13 protein-coding genes are annotated in these 17,607 nt (G+C 40.3%); 7 read left to right on the forward strand and 6 right to left on the reverse strand.

All coding sequences use genetic code 11. The features are described from left to right. Positions 1-7: 7 nt before the first annotated feature. Both serS and leuS read right to left on the reverse strand, forming a co-directional pair. Positions 8-1,285 (reverse strand): serine--tRNA ligase, encoded by a 1,278-nt coding sequence (gene serS, locus ACOYVE_RS06565; RefSeq protein ID WP_422881328.1) that lies wholly within the window; start codon positions 1,283-1,285, stop codon positions 8-10. Between the two features lie 13 nt (positions 1,286-1,298). After that, positions 1,299-3,764: a leucine--tRNA ligase gene (leuS, locus tag ACOYVE_RS06570; RefSeq protein WP_422881330.1), complete on the reverse strand. Its 2,466-nt coding sequence runs from the start codon at positions 3,762-3,764 to the stop codon at positions 1,299-1,301. A 182-nt stretch (positions 3,765-3,946) separates the two neighbouring features. On the opposite strand from leuS, the gene queC reads away from it, so the two are divergent. The 7 genes from queC to murI all read left to right on the forward strand — a co-directional run bounded on the left by queC (position 3,947) and on the right by murI (position 12,290). Beyond that, a complete protein-coding gene (gene queC / locus ACOYVE_RS06575) occupies positions 3,947-4,630 on the forward strand; it encodes a 7-cyano-7-deazaguanine synthase QueC (protein ID WP_014856221.1) in 684 nt (227 codons plus the stop codon). 17 nt (positions 4,631-4,647) lie between these two features. Further along, a complete protein-coding gene (locus ACOYVE_RS06580; RefSeq protein ID WP_014856220.1) occupies positions 4,648-6,231 on the forward strand; it encodes a DNA methyltransferase in 1,584 nt (527 codons plus the stop codon). Then, a complete protein-coding gene (locus ACOYVE_RS06585; RefSeq protein WP_014856219.1) occupies positions 6,231-7,010 on the forward strand; it encodes a TdeIII family type II restriction endonuclease in 780 nt (259 codons plus the stop codon). Before ACOYVE_RS06580 ends, ACOYVE_RS06585 begins: the two co-directional genes overlap by 1 nt. 5 nt (positions 7,011-7,015) lie before the next feature. Then, on the forward strand, positions 7,016-7,372 hold the full coding sequence (gene queF, locus ACOYVE_RS06590) for a preQ(1) synthase (protein ID WP_014856218.1): 357 nt from the start codon (positions 7,016-7,018) through the stop codon (positions 7,370-7,372). A gap of 61 nt (positions 7,373-7,433) precedes the next feature. After that, a complete protein-coding gene (locus tag ACOYVE_RS06595; RefSeq protein ID WP_014856217.1) occupies positions 7,434-8,822 on the forward strand; it encodes a tyrosine phenol-lyase in 1,389 nt (462 codons plus the stop codon). Between the two features lie 73 nt (positions 8,823-8,895). Further along, positions 8,896-11,454 (forward strand): [protein-PII] uridylyltransferase, encoded by a 2,559-nt coding sequence (gene glnD / locus ACOYVE_RS06600; RefSeq protein WP_014856216.1) that lies wholly within the window; start codon positions 8,896-8,898, stop codon positions 11,452-11,454. 17 nt (positions 11,455-11,471) lie between these two features. Continuing rightward, positions 11,472-12,290, forward strand: a complete 819-nt coding sequence (gene murI / locus ACOYVE_RS06605; RefSeq protein WP_041356442.1) for a glutamate racemase — start codon at positions 11,472-11,474, stop codon at positions 12,288-12,290. Positions 12,291-12,551: 261 nt separating this feature from the next. Here murI and ACOYVE_RS06610 read toward each other — a convergent pair whose 3' ends face one another. The 4 genes from ACOYVE_RS06610 to ACOYVE_RS06625 all read right to left on the reverse strand — a co-directional run bounded on the left by ACOYVE_RS06610 (position 12,552) and on the right by ACOYVE_RS06625 (position 17,498). Continuing rightward, a complete protein-coding gene (locus ACOYVE_RS06610) occupies positions 12,552-13,088 on the reverse strand; it encodes an NUDIX hydrolase (protein WP_014856214.1) in 537 nt (178 codons plus the stop codon). A gap of 205 nt (positions 13,089-13,293) precedes the next feature. Continuing rightward, a complete protein-coding gene (bfr, locus tag ACOYVE_RS06615; RefSeq protein ID WP_014856213.1) occupies positions 13,294-13,758 on the reverse strand; it encodes a bacterioferritin in 465 nt (154 codons plus the stop codon). A gap of 27 nt (positions 13,759-13,785) precedes the next feature. Continuing rightward, complete coding sequence (gene mgrA, locus ACOYVE_RS06620; protein ID WP_014856212.1) at positions 13,786-14,778, reverse strand: L-glyceraldehyde 3-phosphate reductase; 993 nt, start codon at positions 14,776-14,778, stop codon at positions 13,786-13,788. 545 nt (positions 14,779-15,323) lie between these two features. Continuing rightward, positions 15,324-17,498: a T9SS type A sorting domain-containing protein gene (locus ACOYVE_RS06625; RefSeq protein ID WP_014856211.1), complete on the reverse strand. Its 2,175-nt coding sequence runs from the start codon at positions 17,496-17,498 to the stop codon at positions 15,324-15,326. Positions 17,499-17,607 lie beyond the last annotated feature (109 nt).

Raw genomic sequence — 17,607 nt, forward strand, 5'->3', positions numbered from 1 at the left:
AACGATATCAACCGATGATTTCGAAACCGGTATACTTTTGCAGAGCTTTCGGAACAATAACTTTTCCTTCGGGCGTTTGATAATTTTCGAGTAACGAAACCATTAATCTGCTGGTAGCGAGTCCGCTGCCGTTTAATGTATGGACAAATTCGGTCTTTTTAGAACCCTCTCGTTTGAAGCGAATGTTAGCTCTTCTCGCCTGAAAGGCTTCGAAATTGCTGCACGAAGAAGCCTCGAGCCATTTCTTTTCTGCCGGCGACCACGTTTCGATATCGTAACATTTGGCGGCTGAAAAACTGAGATCGCCGGTGCAAAGCAAGATTATTCTGTACGGTATATTTAAAGCCTGGAGTATATCCTCCGCGTCTTTTACTAATTTTTCGAGTTCATCGTATGAATCTTCCGGCTTCGAAAATTTTACCATTTCCACTTTATTAAATTGATGAACGCGCAAAAAGCCTTTTGATTCTTTACCGTATGAACCGGCTTCGCGTCTGAAACACGGCGTATAACCGACATATTTAATTGTCAGTTCTTTTTCATTCAACACTTCATTCCGGTGTATATTCGTAATCGGAACTTCGGCGGTAGGTATCGGATAGAGACCGTCCTTTTCGATAAAATACATATCCTCTTCGAGTTTTGGAATTTGTCCCGTGCCTTTCATCGAATCCCTGTTTACGAGAATCGGCGGAAGAATTTCTTTGTAGCCGTGATTCTGCAAATGGAAATCGAGCATAAAATTAATGAGAGCTCTTTCCAGTGTGGCTCCCGCTCCTTTATAAAGCGGGAATCCCGACCCGGAAATTTTCGTGCCTCTTTCGAAATCGAGTATGTCGAGTTTTTTACCGAGCTCGATATGATCGAGCATCTCGAAGTCGTTATCGAAGCTGAAGCCTTCGGGCAGCCACCTTCTCACTTCAACATTTTCATCGGCGCTGCCTCCGACCGGAACCGACTCGTGAGCCAGGTTCGGAGTCCATCTCAATATTTCGTCGAGCTCTTCGTCTATTTTGCGCAGCTCGTTGTCAAGCTCTGCGATTTCGTCTCCCACCTTTTTCATCTCTTCGAAAACCGCGGTAGTATCTTCGCCCTTCTTTTTCAATATCGGAATTTGTGAGGACACTTTATTTCTTAGCGCTTTCAATTCGTCGTTGCGGGCTATAATTTTTCTTCTTTTCTCATCGAGTTCAAGAATCTGATCAACATTGTCGGCGGCGCCTTTGTCGCGCAATCCCTTTCTAACCAGGTCAGGATTTTCTCTTATGAATTTGATGTCGAGCATATTTAATTCCTTTTTATTTCACTACAATATTATAAATTTTATTCGGGACATAAATTTCTTTAATTATCTGTTTGCCGTCGACATAACCTTTGATTTTTTCGTCGTTGGAAATGATATTTTTTACTTCCTGTTCCGGAGTATCGACAGGCAATTCAATTTTAGCTCTGACTTTGCCGTTTACCTGTACTACGACTGTAACGGTCTCGTTTATAAGCGCGTCGGGATCGGCTTCGAACCAGACCGGTTCTTCATAAATCGATTTCTCTTTGCCCAGCAAGCTCCAGCATTCCTCGCCGAGATGAGGCGCAAGCGGAGCCAGCATTGAAGCGAATCGTTCTAGCGTATATACCTGAATTTCCTTCCTGCAATTGTCGATATTCTTAAGTTCGTTCAACAATTCCATCAAAGCGGCAACAGCTGTGTTGAATCTGAAATTATTTATTTCAGAGTCGACTTTAGCCAAAGTTTGATTGACTTTCTGATAAATCTTTTTTTCATCGTCGGAAAGTTCGTTCATATCATATTTACTTTTTGCACGTGTATCGGAAGCTATCCCTTTGTAATTTTCAAAAAGCGTATAAGTTCTTTGAACAAACCGATCGACGCCTACAATGCCTTTATCGCTCCAATCGCCTCCGAGTTCATACGGACCCATAAACATTAAATACATACGGAAAACGTCCGAGCCGTACTTTTCAAGGAATTCATTCGGGTCGACCACATTCCCTTTCGATTTGGACATTTTTGCGCCTTGATTGGTAATCGTGCCCTGATGAATTAATTTTTGGAACGGTTCGTCGCTGTTTACCAATCCGATGTCTCTGAGAAACTTATGAATAAAACGCGCATAGAGCAGGTGCATTGTAGCGTGTTCGGCGCCGCCTACGTAAACATCAACCGGCACCCAATTGTTTGCCAATTCGGTATCGAACATTCCTTCTTCGTAACGGGGATTGAGATAACGCAGATAATACCAGGAGGAATCGACAAATGTATCCATGGTATCGGGGTCTCTTTTAGCCGGAGCTCCGCATTTGGGGCATGTTGTGTTTATAAACTCTTCGCAGCTTGCAAGAGGCGAGCCGCCGTCCGGTTTAAAGTTTACTTCATAAGGCAACACAACTGGCAATTGGTCTTCCGGCACGGGAACTTCGCCGCATTGGTCGCAGTGAATTACTGGAATCGGGGTTCCCCAATATCTCTGACGAGAAATCAACCAATCTCTCAATCTGTAATTAACCGTCCTTTTGCCGAGCCCTTGTTTTTCGATATCCTCGGATATTTTTTCAATACCGACATCCGAACTCAGACCGTTATACTTTCCTGAATTTATCATGACGCCCACATCCGTATAAGCTTCTTTCAATTCGTCTTCTTCATTCGTACCTGGCTGGAGAATAACTTTTTTGATTGGCAAATTGAATTTTTTAGCGAATTCGAAATCGCGCTCGTCGTGCCCGGGCACAGCCATAACGCAGCCGGTGCCGTATGTCGCCAAAACATAGTCCGCTATCCAGATAGGAACCTTTTCGCCGTTTATTGGATTTATGGCGTAAGCTCCTGTCGGAACTCCCGTTTTTTCTTTGGTCGTAGAAGTCCTTTCCACTTCAGTCAAAGATTTAATCGATTCGATGTATTTATCTACGGCGTCTTTGTATTCCGGTTTGGTAATTTTTTGCACAAGTTCATTTTCGGGAGCCAGCACAACATAAGTAACGCCGAAGAGCGTATCGGGTCTGGTCGTAAACACTCTAATTTTCTCATCCGAGCCTTCGATAGAAAAATCGATTTCGGTTCCGTAACTTTTGCCGATCCAGTTAATTTGCATAGTTTTGGTTTTTTCCGGCCAGTCGATTTTATTCAAACCGTCGAGTAACTCGTCCGCATATTCTGTAATCTTAAAGAACCATTGAGTCAGATTTTTTTGAATAACGGTTGTTCCGCATCTTTCGCATCCACCGTCGCCGAGCACCTGTTCTCTGGCCAGAACCGTTTGACACGAAGGGCACCAGTTAACCGGCGCATTCTTTCTGTATGCCAATCCTTTTTTATATAATTGCAAAAAGAGCCATTGATTCCATTTATAATATTCGGGCACGCAAGTCATCAACTCGGCGTCCCAATCGTACATACCGCCCATCCTATCGAGCATCGAGCGAATGTCCTTAATGTTTTTGAGAGTGCTGTCCTGGGGATGAATGCCGGTTTTAATAGCGTAATTTTCCGCGGGAAGTCCGAATGCATCGTATCCCATCGGCTCGAACACATTAAATCCTTTCAGTTTTTTATAGCGCGCAAACGAGTCGGTTGGTCCGTAATTGTACCAATGCCCGATATGCATTTTTGCCGCCGAGGGATAGATGAACATAACAAGCACATAGAGTTTATTGTCGATTTTTGTCAGATCGGTTTTGAATACTTTTTTGTCTTTCCAGTATTTTTGCCACTTAAGTTCGATCGATTCAAAGGGATATTTCATATTACACACAAAAATTGTTAGAAATTGAACTGAAACTTATCAAAAAAGGGCAGGTTAATCAAGAATTGTTAAATTATATGACATCATGCTCAAGATTCTCTTTCCAATAATTCCTCTATTATTCTTCGCCTTAAATTGTGGGTGAATTTTGTTATTTTTGGACATAACAATAAAGGGACGAGATGAAAAAATTAGCCGTAGTCGCTCTGAGCGGAGGGATGGACAGTTGCGTGACGGCAGCTATTGCCAGCCGGGAATACGAGCTGGCATTAATACACATAAATTACGGACAGCGCACTGAGAACCGCGAACTGAAGGCTTTTAACGATATCGCTGAATATTACGGGGTAAAGCACAAACTTATAATCGACTACACGCACTTTTCGAAAATCGGGGGGTCGTCTTTGACAGACAGAAACATTGAAGTAACCCGGGCAAATATCGGAAGCCGTGATATTCCAAGTTCTTACGTGCCTTTCAGAAATGCGAATATTCTGGCGGCGTGCGTAAGCTGGGCGGAAGTTTTAAATGCAGAGGCCGTCTTTATCGGAGCCGTTTATGAAGACGCCAGCGGTTATCCTGATTGTCGTCCGGAATTTTTCGAGGCTTTCGAAAAGATGGCAGACCTCGGCACGAAACCCGAAACCAAAATTAAAATCCATACTCCCATAATCCATCTTTCCAAAGCGGAAATTATTAAAAAGGGGATAGAACTTAATGCGCCGTTGCATTTAACATGGTCGTGTTACCAAAATGAAGACGAGGCATGCGGCATATGCGACAGTTGCGCTTTCAGGCTGCGCGGTTTTCAGACTGCAGGTATTGAAGACCCGATTCCATATAAAGTTCGGCCGGTGTATAAATAAAAGTTAGGTTTGGAATAATGAGAAATAATTTATTAACTATAAAAGAAGCAAGTATATGGATTAGTTCCGAATTAGAACGCAATATTACGCCCTCTAATATTTCTTATCTTGTTAATTACGGTAGAATTAAAAAATATAGCGATAATGGGAACACTCTCGTTAACAAAGACGAATTATTAGCTTACTATCGGACCTACTATGGTAAACGTCAATTAAATTGGACTGAAAAATTAGGGAATGATATAAATTGGCATTTATCATTTGAACAGTACAAAGAATCTGAGACTACAAAACATGTACACAGATTACATCCATACAAAGGAAAATTTATACCGCAGCTTGTTGAATATTTTTTAGATCAACATATCGATGAATTTAAAACGGGGGTCTTCTTTAATAAAGGCGATATAATATTAGACCCATTTTGCGGTAGCGGTACAACTTTAGTGCAAGCGAATGAACTTGGCATGCATGCCGTCGGAATTGATATATCGGCGTTTAATGCGCTAATAAGTAATGTAAAAATCGAGAAGTATGATTTATCGAATTTGTATTTAGAACTTAAAAATATTACCGAAGCCCTTAGACAATACAAAGCAGAATCGATAATCTTAGAATTCGAACAAAATCTCAACGAGGAATTAACTAAATTCAACAACGCATACTTCCCTTCGCCCGAATATAAAAGAAAAGTTAGAAAAGGCGAGATTAATGAAGAAATTTACGGTAAAGAAAAAGAAGAAGCATTTAATAAAATTTATAAAAACTTATTAAATAAATACAAGATAGAGGTTCGGCAAGAAAGAACAAATACATTTCTTGATGTTTGGTATACAAAAAGCGTAAGAGAAGAAATCGATTTTGTATTCAATTTAATCAAAAATATTAGAAATAAGAGAACAAAAAAACTAGCCACCGTTATACTGAGCAGAACTATAAGATCATGTCGAGCTACAACACATTCGGATCTAGCCACTTTAGTTAGTCCTGTCTATTCAACTTATTATTGTTCAAAACACGGCAAAATTTGCAAGCCTTTATTTTCAATTTTATCTTGGTGGGAAAGGTATACTAAAGATACTCTTAATAGGATTGCCGAATTCAATTCCCTTAGAACAGACACTTTTCAGCATTGTTTTACCGGCGACAGTAGAACCATTGATATTTTTGATGCTGTAGATAAATTAGATCCTGATTTCGGCCAAAAATTAAAGAGGCAGAAATTTGCAGGAATCTTTTCAAGTCCCCCATATGTAGGACTAATCAATTATCACGAACAGCATGAATACGCTTATGAGCTATTTGGCTTTGAAAGAAATGACAGTTTAGAAATAGGGCCCTTATTTAAAGGGAAAGGGCAGAAAGCAAAAGAATCTTACATTGAAGGAATAGCTTCCGTGTTAATAAATAGCAAAAAATATCTTGCTAATAATTTCAGTATTTTCTTAGTTGCTAATGATAAGTATAATTTATACCCGGTTATAGCTAATAAATCGGGACTAAAAATTGTGCAACAATTCAAACGACCTGTATTGAACAGAACGGAAAAAGACAAAGGAGCCTATTCAGAATCGATTTTTTTATTAAAGGAAAATAGTTAATGTCTCTCAGTACCCAACAAAAGCTTAAGGTTGTCGAAACTCTTAAAAACTCATTAAGAAACAAATTTGCAGAATATAAGCCCGAACCCTCAGCGATGCCTTTTCATACGCGTTTACTTGGCAAAGACAGATTAGCTCTATATCAGTTTATACACTCTCTTATAACTAACTTCGGTTTAACTATTTTCGAACCAGTTGCTCTTTCCATCGCTGAAAGTAAATTTAAAGTTGCCAAATCACAATACAAAGTAGGAGATAGAATATCGGAAGATTCGCTTTACGTTATACAAAAAATCATGGATAATTTAACTTCGGCTACAACAAGACCAGATAAAATCAAAGAATTAGAATTAATTCGTCAGTCAATCAACCCATCAAAAACTAGAAAAACCAAGCCAACCGTCACTGACCTTTTTTTACAAGATAGAAAAGGCAATACTTTTTTAATTGATATAAAAACAGCGAAACCTAACAAGGGTAATTTTAAAGAATTTAAACGGACGCTTTTAGAATGGGCTGCAGTTGCTCTTCTTAATAATCCCAATGATAAAATTAATACGCTCCTGGCAATACCATATAATCCTTATGAACCCAATCCATATGCTCGCTGGACAATGGCTGGCATGATAGATATTAAGAATGAACTAATGGTTGGAAAAGAATTTTGGGATTTCCTTGGGGGTAAAGGAACATACGATGATTTATTAATATGTTTCGAAACCGCAGGCATTGATATGAGAGATGAAATTGACAACTATTTTTCTAAATTTAATAGGTAATAAATATGAACGAAAAACAAAAAATACTCGAAACCTTTCCGAATCCCAATCCGGAAAGAGATTATATCATTATCCATACGGCGCCGGAATTCACTTCTCTTTGTCCCAAAACCGGTCAACCGGATTTTGCGACTATCATTCTGGAATATATTCCCGACAAACTCTGCGTAGAATTGAAATCTTATAAGTTCTATCTCCAGTCGTTCCGGAACGACGGCATCTATTTCGAAGCCGTAACAAACAGAATATTGAATGACCTCGTGGAAACGCTTCAACCGAGAAAAATGAAATTGACCGCTAAATTTAACACACGAGGAGGCATCCATTCCGACATCATTGCAGAATATAAAAAAGAACAATAGCCACAAGCTATTGAAATTAATAACCGATCGCACACAGATCAAAAAAACGTGAGGTCACAAAATGGCAAAACGGACAATCAAAAGGAGCTGGGCTGAACCATTCAAAATCAAAATGGTCGAACCCATCAAAATGACTACGCGCGAATATCGGGAAAAATGCGCCAAAGAAGCCGGTTACAATACTTTCCTGCTCAAATCCGAAGATGTTTACATCGATCTGCTCACAGACAGCGGTACAAACGCAATGAGCGACTACCAATGGGCAGGTTTGATGATGGGCGACGAAGCCTACGCCGGCAGCAGAAATTTCTACTACCTGTGGGACAATATCAAAAAATATTACGGAATGCCTTACTTCGTTCCAACGCATCAGGGCAGAGCCGCCGAACATATTATTTCCAGAATTATGATTAAGCCCGGCGATTATATTCCAGGCAATATGTACTTTACCACAACCCGGTTGCATCAGGAACTCGCAGGCGGAACATTCGTCGACGTGATAATCGACGAAGCCCATAAACCGCAAAACAAACATCCTTTCAAAGGCAATATCGATACGGACAAACTTGAGGATCTTATTAAAAAAGTAGGAGCCAAAAAAATTCCGTATATCAGCATGGCCGGACCGGTTAATATGGCGGGAGGTCAACCTTTCTCGATGCAAAATCTTAAAGAAGTGCATAAGATTGCAAAGAAACACGGAATAAAATTATGGTTCGACGCTACACGCGCCACCGAGAATGCTTATTTCATTAAAGCGCGCGAAAAAGGTTACGAAAAGAAATCGATCGAACAAATTTTGAAAGAAATGTGCGGCTATTTCGACGGCATTTGGGTCAGCGCAAAAAAAGATTTAATGGTAAACATCGGCGGTTTTTTGGCTACCCGAAACAAAAAAGTTTACGAAGAAGCCCGTAATATGGTTGTAGTTTACGAAGGACTTCATACATACGGAGGCTTGGCGGGCAGGGACATGGAAGCCATGGCAAGAGGCATAGAAGAAATGGTAAAATACGAAAATGTAAGTTCGCGTGTCGGACAGGTGGAATACTGCGGCAAACAGCTCGAAAAATACGGCGTGCCTCTCGTATATCCCTTCGGAGGTCATGCCATCTTTCTGGATGCAAAAAAATTCTTACCGCATCTTAAACAGGATTTATTCCCCGCGCAATCCCTTGCCGCCGAAATTTATATCGACAGCGGCGTCCGCGGCATGGAACGCGGAATTGTATCTGCCGGCAGAGACCCCAAAACCGGCGAAAATCGCTATCCGAAACTTGAATTAGTCCGGCTGACTTTCCCGCGCCGCGTCTATACTCAATCCCATATCGACGTTGCCGTTGAATCGATTGCTCAGGTTTATCAGGACAGAAAGAAAATCAAAGGATTAAAAATGGTCTACGAACCAAAATATTTGAGATTCTTCCAGGCAAAATTCGTAAAATTGTAAAGTCAATTTTAAAAGGTGTTTTCGGGACTGGCAAAAGTTAAATTGGCGGACTGTCAGTCCCGATTATTTAAATATGAACGAAGCGCTTAAATTAAAAGAAATATTTTTTGCGGAACGGGATCTGGTTTTTAACGACGCCGACCTGCTGAAAGACGCATTTAAGTTTTCCATCCGTTGGAGCGTTCTGGTTGAAGAGTTTATTCTCAGAGCTCTCAAAGACATCAAACTCGATTGCGCTATTGCATCAGTCGGAAGTTTTGCCAGACGCGAACTGTCGCCTTATTCGGATATCGATATTATGTTCATCTACGACAAGGTGCCTCGCAACGACGACACTATAAAACAGTGCGTTACAATCCTCTGGGATACAGGCATCGAAGTGTCGCATACGGTCAGGGATTTTTCTGATATAAATAAATTTTTAAAAGAAGACCTTCACGCGTTCACTCAATTTTTCGAGACCCGCTTTATTTGCGGTAACGACGAAGTCTACAAGGAGTGGAACAAAAAAGTTTTGAGCTCTCTAAAGCAAGAAACAAAAAAGAACCTTATAAACGAATACTTTGTAGACATAAATCTCAGGTATCAGAAATACGGCGCATCGGCGAAAGTGCTCGAGCCGAACGTAAAATATACCGCCGGCGGTTTGAGAGATTTACAGGTATTGCAATGGATCTACTCGCTCAAGAACGATATTATTATCGATACGCAAAAAGAGATAACGCAAACTGAAGTTTTTCTCGAACTTCTAAAAAAGGATAAAATACTAATTCCAAAAGCAGCCAAGCGGCTGCTCGACAGTTACAAGTTTATATTGAACACAAGGAACCATCTTCATCTGATATCGGGACACAAAAACGACCGGCTGGAATTCAGCGACCAGGAAAAAATTGCTCTCCGGCACGGATACACCGAGAGCAACTGGAAAGAATATATGCGCCGATATTTCGACGCATCGAATGTTATTAAACGTTTTACGATCACTATGTCCAAACGCTTCGAAGACGAAATGTCGAAACCGATCTCGGACTTCCTTTCCATTCCCCTCGACGAAGATTTTACAATGAAAGGCAATATTATCTATCTCGCCAGCGACATCGAGCTCACGATGTCGGTAATACTGCGGGCATTCTATTATCGGGGATTGCACGACGCTCGTTTCGACGACGTCCTTCGCTCAAAAATTATCGAAGCGGTTATCGATCTGGAAGAATCGAAAGACACGGAACATCAATCTTCCGTTTTTTTCAGAGAGATACTCAGGCTGCCCAAAAATGTGAGCAAAACCCTGAATGTAATGAACGAACTTGGCGTTCTGGGCGCATTCCTTCCGGAATTCGGCGAATTGGTAAATTTCTTTCAGCCTGGCGTTTATCATTGTTATACTGCCGACGAACATACTTTGATTGCGCTGACAAATCTCGAAAATCTCAGACACGAATCGAACACGCTCAGCCGTCTTTTTCTGAGCGTCCAGAATAAAGACATTCTCTATCTGGCTGTTTTGTTTCACGACATTGCAAAACCGATTACAATCTCCGGGCATGAAATAATCGGGGCGGAAATTGCAAGCTCGGTAATGGAAAGGCTCGGTTACAGCGCCGAGGAAATTCAAAAAGTTCAGTTTCTCGTTCGGCACCACCTTACAATGGAACAGGTGGCATTCAGAAGAAATTTAAACGACCCGACTACGTTGAATATCTTTTCCGATTTATTCCCCGACACCGAGCTGCTCGACCTGCTTTATCTGCTTACTTACGCCGATCTTTCCGCGGTTTCTCCCGTTGTATGGACTCAATGGAAAGGCGAACTGCTCTATGAACTCTATCATAAAACCAAACGAATGCTCGAAGAGAGAATTACGGGCGAAGAGCTTTTAGCCTCGAGTATGCTCGAAATAATGGAGCAGTCAGAAGTCTTTTCCGATATGACGGTTAAAGAACATATCGAATCGATTGACGACCTTGGTTATTTACAATTTTACTCGGCCGAAGAAATCAACCAGCATATTGAAGAGATTGAGAAAGGCTCCAAAGCTTCCGTATTTTTCAAAGAGGAAGCGGGCTATACGTCGATAACGGTTATTACACGCGACTCCGAAGCCCTCCTTTCAAGGCTCTGCGGCGCTCTTTCGATTAACGATCTCAATATTCACGACGCAAAAATATTTACGCGCAAAGACGGCATAGTAATCGACAATTTTAACGTGACGGATTTCAGAACGAACGAAGTAGTTGACAAATCGCGCTACGATAAGATAAAATCCGACCTTATCTTAGCCGCATTAAACGAACTCCAGATAACCAAAGAATTCAATCGCATCAAATCCAAATGGTGGCGAATCGAAAACAAACTTTTCAAACGCAAAGGCAAAGTTAAAATCGTTTTCGAAAAACACGATCGATACACAATCATTGACGTATTTTCTCCGGACAGGCTCGGGCTATTGTATCAGATAACGCGTAAAATGAACGAGCTCGGTCTGTCGATTTACTTTGCAAAAATTAATACAAAGGCTGATGATATAGTCGACTCGTTTTATATACTCGACCGTCATAAACGCAAAGTATCGGCTAACGAATACGAACTTATCATTCAGCAGCTAACCGAAACTATCGAAGAAATGTTATAGGTGCTAAATTGAATTTTATGAACAGAACGAACCCGATCGGATTTTTCGATTCGGGTATAGGAGGTTTAACGGTCGTAAGAGCCGTTACCAATCTAATGCCTAACGAAAACATTGTTTATTTCGGGGATACCGCAAGAGTGCCCTACGGAAGCAAATCCAACGACACGGTAATCGAATATTCGATTCAGGCCGCAAATTTTTTGCTGAGGAAAAACATCAAACTGCTGGTCGTGGCATGCAACACAGCCTCTTCAGTGGCGCTCAATGAATTACGCAGATTTCTTACGGTGCCTGTAATCGGCATGATCGAACCGGGCTCGCAAATGGCTTTGTCGGAATCTCGAAGCCGTAAAATAGGCGTTATCGGCACTTACGCCACGATAAACAATAAAGCGTATTCGAAACAGATTAAAAAACTCGACCCGAAAGTTCAGGTTTATGAAAAAGCTTGTCCCCTCTTTGTGCCTCTTGCCGAGGAAGGCATGACAAACCACAAAGCAGCCGAATTGATTGCCAAAGAATACCTGACTGAATTAAAAGAAAAAAACATCGACAGCCTCATACTCGGATGCACTCATTATCCTCTTCTAAGCGATATAATTCAAAAAGTTATGGGCAAAAAAGTAAAGCTTATCGATTCAGGAACTCCCGCAGCCAAGATTGTAGAGGATTATCTCAACGGAAGACAACTTCGCAACAATTCCGTTCACGAAGGTCAGCATGAATATTACGTAAGCGACCTGCCGGCAAAATTCAAATTAATCGCGGAGCGCTTCCTGGGCAAGAGAATCAAGAATATCCACAAAGTTGAACTGGAAGAATTGACGAACGAGTGATATCGGAAAGCTGTTTTGTTTGCGGTTATTTGTTCCGGGGTTCAACGTTCGTCGTTTTGGAGTTCAACGTTCTTGGTTTTGGGGTTCTTCGTTTTGGAGTTATTTGTTTGTCATTAAAAGTTATACAACAAAGAACGCCAGCGCTTCCGCATACCCGAACTCCTAACGCCCGACTCCTGGGCAAAGCAAATTTTGTAATCTTGCCAATTTGCCAATCTTGGTAATAAACAATCTTGTTAATCTTGGCAATATTTAATCTTGCTAATCTTGGTTATAAAGCTTGAACATCATCAGTCCGCTGATTGTCTTGGCGTCTACTATTTCGCCGTTGCGTATCTTTTCTTCGGCTTCCTGAAGAGTCATTTCGATTAGTTCCATATCCTCTTCGCCTTCTTCGCGCGCATGTTCTCCTTCGGTTAAATTTTCGGCAAGATAAATATGAAGCGTTTCATTGCAGAATCCCGGCGTTGTATAAATCTTACCTAATTTCACGACTTTCTCCGGCGAATAGCCTGTTTCTTCTTTTAGTTCTCTAACGGCGCATTTTTCGGGGTCTTCGCCTTTATCGAGTTTTCCGGCGGGCAATTCTACGACAAATTCGTTATGAGGATATCTGAATTGTTTTACAAAAATAATCTTCCCGTTCGACTTCAATGGGAGTACGACGGCTCCTCCCGGATGAACTGCAACCTGACGCGTTGCCAGATTACCGCTGCCGTTATACTGAATATCGTCGACTTTTACGCTGAATACTTTCCCTTCGAAAACTATATTGCTTTTTATTACTTTGAAATTCATGCGTTCCTCTTTTACTTAGCATCCGCTTAAAAAAATAGTTCGGCAAATGCAGTTCCGATACTTTTCTTATAGTTTCATTCCAATAATAATATAATTAACCGCCAAGTTCGCTAAAGGACGAGATCAAGTTATCCCCTGTTTTTTTAGCGGACTCAGCGGCTTTTAATTTTCACACTCCGTTACAAATCATGCCGTGTTAGTATCCTTAGACCTGATTAGAGAGGTATCCGTCGAGGCCCATCTGTTCGATTTGAACGCGTTGTTTTTCCGCCCATTCGACGTGTCCTTCTTCCATTTTAAGAATTTTGGTCAACAATTCGGCGGTCGATTCGTCGCCTACTTTACGCGCTAGAGCAATGGCGTCGTTATAAGCTTTTACCGCATCAGCTTCGGCTTCCTGGTCGTTGTTGATAAAATCTGGAACCGACTTACCGATTTTCATTTTTTTCAGTTTGTTTACGACCGGAGTGCCTTCGAGAAACAGAATTCTTTGAATGAGCCATTCGGCATGATGCATTTCGTCGATTGCCTGTTTTTCGATGGCTTCGTGCAATTTTCCGTATCCCCATTGTTCGCACATTTCGGAATGAACCATATACTGGCTAATGGCTGTTAATTCGTCAGCCAATAAATCGTTTAATACATCGAGTAATTTTGCATCTCCTTTCATTTTTACATCTCCCAATTATTTTGTGAGTTATTCCGTTAATATTTTCTCTATTTCGTTCAGCTCTTCCGAACTGAATTCAAGATTGTCGAGCGCTTTGACTGCGTCTTCAACCTGTTCTACTTTGCTTGCGCCGATTAACGCCGAAGTAATAACCGGTTTGCGCAATACCCATGCGATTGCCATTTGAGCCAACGATTGATTTCTGCGCGAGGCAAGCTCGTTCAGTTTTTCCACTTTTTCCAGTTTATCCTGCGTAATTCTGTCCGGTTTCAAAAAGCCCCACGGTTTGGAAGCGCGCGAACCCTCGGGAATTCCCTTTAAATATTTATCGGTAAGAAGTCCCTGCTCCAGCGGAGAAAATACAATGGCTCCGACTCCTTCCTTTTCGAGCACGTCCGTAAGCCCTTCTTCGATCCATCTGTCGAACATGCTGTAACGCGGTTGATGAATTAACAAATGATGCCCCATCTGCTTCAGAATGTCGACCGCTTTTTTGGTTTGTTCGGGCTTGTATTGTGAAATTCCCACATACAAAGCTTTTCCGCTTCTTAAAATCTGGTCGAGCGCGCCCATTGTCTCTTCCAGAGGAGTTTCAGGGTCGGGACGATGATGATAAAAAATATCGACATACTCCAATCCCATTCTTTTAAGGCTTTGATCGAGGGATGCGATCAAATACTTACGCGAGCCGAAGTCTCCGTAAGGGCCCGGCCACATTCCCCATCCCGCCTTTGTGGAAATGATTAATTCGTCTCTGTAAGGCTTCAAATCTTTTTTCAAAATGACCCCGAAGTTTTCTTCTGCGGAGCCCGGAGGCGGTCCGTAATTGTTTGCCAGATCGAAATGAGTAATGCCGAGATCGAACGCGCGGCGTACAATAGCCCGCCCGTTTTCGAAAACGTCGACTCCGCCAAAGTTATGCCACAATCCCAATGAAATTGCCGGTAGTTTTAAGCCGCTCTTCCCGCAGCGGTTGTATTTCATTTTGTCGTATCTGTTTCCGGAAGCTAAATATTCCATTTTCCCTCCGTTTCTTGAAAAATAACCATACAAAGATAATCTAAATTTTATTTAAATTTTAGTGGGAATTCTCTAACGAGCATCAGATATTTGAGTGTGTCCATAATTATTGAGAACAGAATAAATTATTATTAAACAAAGTAATTTTTTATATGGAAATGTATTAGCGTTGATTTTCGCAGAATCATTAATGCAGCGTATAGCATGAATGGCGGATAAGAATTATTATTCATATTTATCGCGTTTGTACTTTTAGCTGTCCATCCGATCCGGAATAAAACTATTATATGATTAAAACAAAGTAATAAATTCCGGTTTCAATTCACAACGCGTCCGTCGAACAAATTTATTATTCTGTTTGCGAATTTCGCATATTCGGGCGAGTGGGTTACTTTCAGACTTCCGTAAAGATATAATGGATTTACTAATGGATCATCACAAAGATTTCATAGCTGTGTTATATTAAATACATATATAAAAAACGGAGAGCATCATTCATAATCATATATTGCTCTCCGCTAATTTCTATTAATCAATTATTCGCCTTATTTCATCAAAGTCATTTTACCGACTGCAGAATATTTTCCTGCGGTTAGTTTGTAAACATATGTGCCGCTCGGCAAATTACTTCCGTTAAATTCAACTTCATATTCTCCGGACGGTTTAACTTCGTTTACCAATTCTTTTATTTCTCTGCCAAGCACATCATATACTTTCAGTGTAACAAAGCTCGCTTCGGGCAAGCTAAATCTGATTTTCGTAGCGGGGTTAAACGGATTGGGATAGTTTTTAAATAAACTAAAATTATACTTCTCGCTATATACTTCAGAAAAATTATTTGCATTTAACTTCGGTAATGGATCTTGCATAATTCCTGCGATTTCAACCTGATTGCTTGGTACCGAAGTTAAATTAGTATTATCAACTGCGACAACATAATATTTCACTGATTTTTCCCATATTGGTTTTGTATAACTTATTTCATAATCGATAAATGTGTTTGTTGGATGAGATACTACGCCGGCTAAATAAAAAGATGAATTATCATAACTGCGGTATATTTTGTAACTTGATATATCCGGTTCCGTATTTAAATCCCAGGCTAACGATGGATGGTCGGGATCTGTGTATGTAAAGTGTAGATTTTGCGGTTTTGAAGGAGATGCATTTTCAGCGGTATTTACATAAATATTTAACGTATATACACCATTGCTGAAATTTGTTATTTCAAAACCAAACGGTGTTGTTTGATTTGCTGCTCTTTGATTGTTTGGGTTACTCCATGGAGAAAATACTTGATTATAACCTATACGAAATGCGTCGTTACTATCACCATGAAATCGTATATCTACTACAGGTTCCTGAGTAACAGGATTTTCTGTAAAATGAATTGGCTGAGGACTTATTAAACCTGCATAAGTAAAAGGAATATACTGATTATCATGATATCCGTTCGTTTTATTTGGAATTAATTGCTTAAAGACAGGCAATTGACCAGAGCCCCACGGATTGTCTACTGCTTGATTTACTTCCCAATTGTAACGTCCATCTGCAGGAATAAGCTGCAGCCATGAGGATGGATTTGTTCGATTTGGAGAACCGACTTTTCTGATTACATAAATACCGTTTTCAACACTTCCATCATGAGAACCCCAGAAAGGAGCATTATTTTCCCAATACGATAATTTTTGATGATTTTCTATGAAAAAATATTCTTGTGATGATGAATTAATCACAAATCTATAAGCATTTCCTCCTGTTACGAAATCGCCGAGGTTTCTTCCCGTAAGAGTCTGTGTCGTATTATTTATTGTATATGTTGTAGAATCTGAAATCCAGCCCAAACGGTATCTTTCCCACGCATTAGCTACATATGTTCTTATCCCCCAAGCTGAAAGCATTCCCCAGAAACCGAAGCCATTATGATAATCGTTGTTACCAATTAAATAATGAGAAAATTCATGTATTACATTTCTGAATGGGTCCTCGGTTAAATAATTTCTTACTGTCACACCGGAACCGTATGGTATTGAATCCCTCCCACCAAATGACGTTGCTATTTTCCTCTGGTTGTTGTCCACATTAATAATTCCTATATCTCCCAAATCACCATAATTGCTTACAAATCCTAAATCTATTAAACCTTGATAGGGATTACTTAAATCTCCTGAAATATTTCTCCAGACAAAAATGATCATGTCAACGTATGTATCGGCATTATTATAGTATGTATAATCACTTACCCAATCCCAGTTATCAAACTCAGCAAAATCCCATGTTGTATCAAGTTGTTGGATTATTTCTTTTTGAATATTGCCTCTTCGATTACTGATGTAATTATTCATATACCAATCTCTTGTATGCGGTGCAATTACGTGAACTTCTTTTCCAATAAAATGAAGCTTGTTGCCGGACATTTCGTTAAAATAATGAGTTAGCGAACCTAGAGTAGGGTTAGCTGACCATGTTTGATCGACCCAATTATTCATATTTTGAGGAGCGTTGCCTTTAACCCATCTTGTATTATTAATATCATAGTTGTCATCTGGAAATTCCGCGAAGATAATTAATACATTTACTGTTCCTTCGGAAGGAAGCCATCTTCCTTTTGATTGCGCCGGAACTTCTTGTACTGATACAGTAACACAATTGTATACTTGTGCAAACAATTGGAAAGATATAGTAATATACAAAGTTACAAGATATTTTAGCGTTTTCATTTTAGCCCCCGAATTTTGTTAATATGATGTTATTACTTTTGTAGTATCATTTTTTTTGTTTGTATAGCTTCATTTGTAATCATTTGGTAAAAATATATGCCCGTTGGCA

Source organism: Melioribacter sp. (assembly GCF_049325435.1).
GTDB lineage: Bacteria > Bacteroidota > Ignavibacteria > Ignavibacteriales > Melioribacteraceae > Melioribacter > Melioribacter roseus.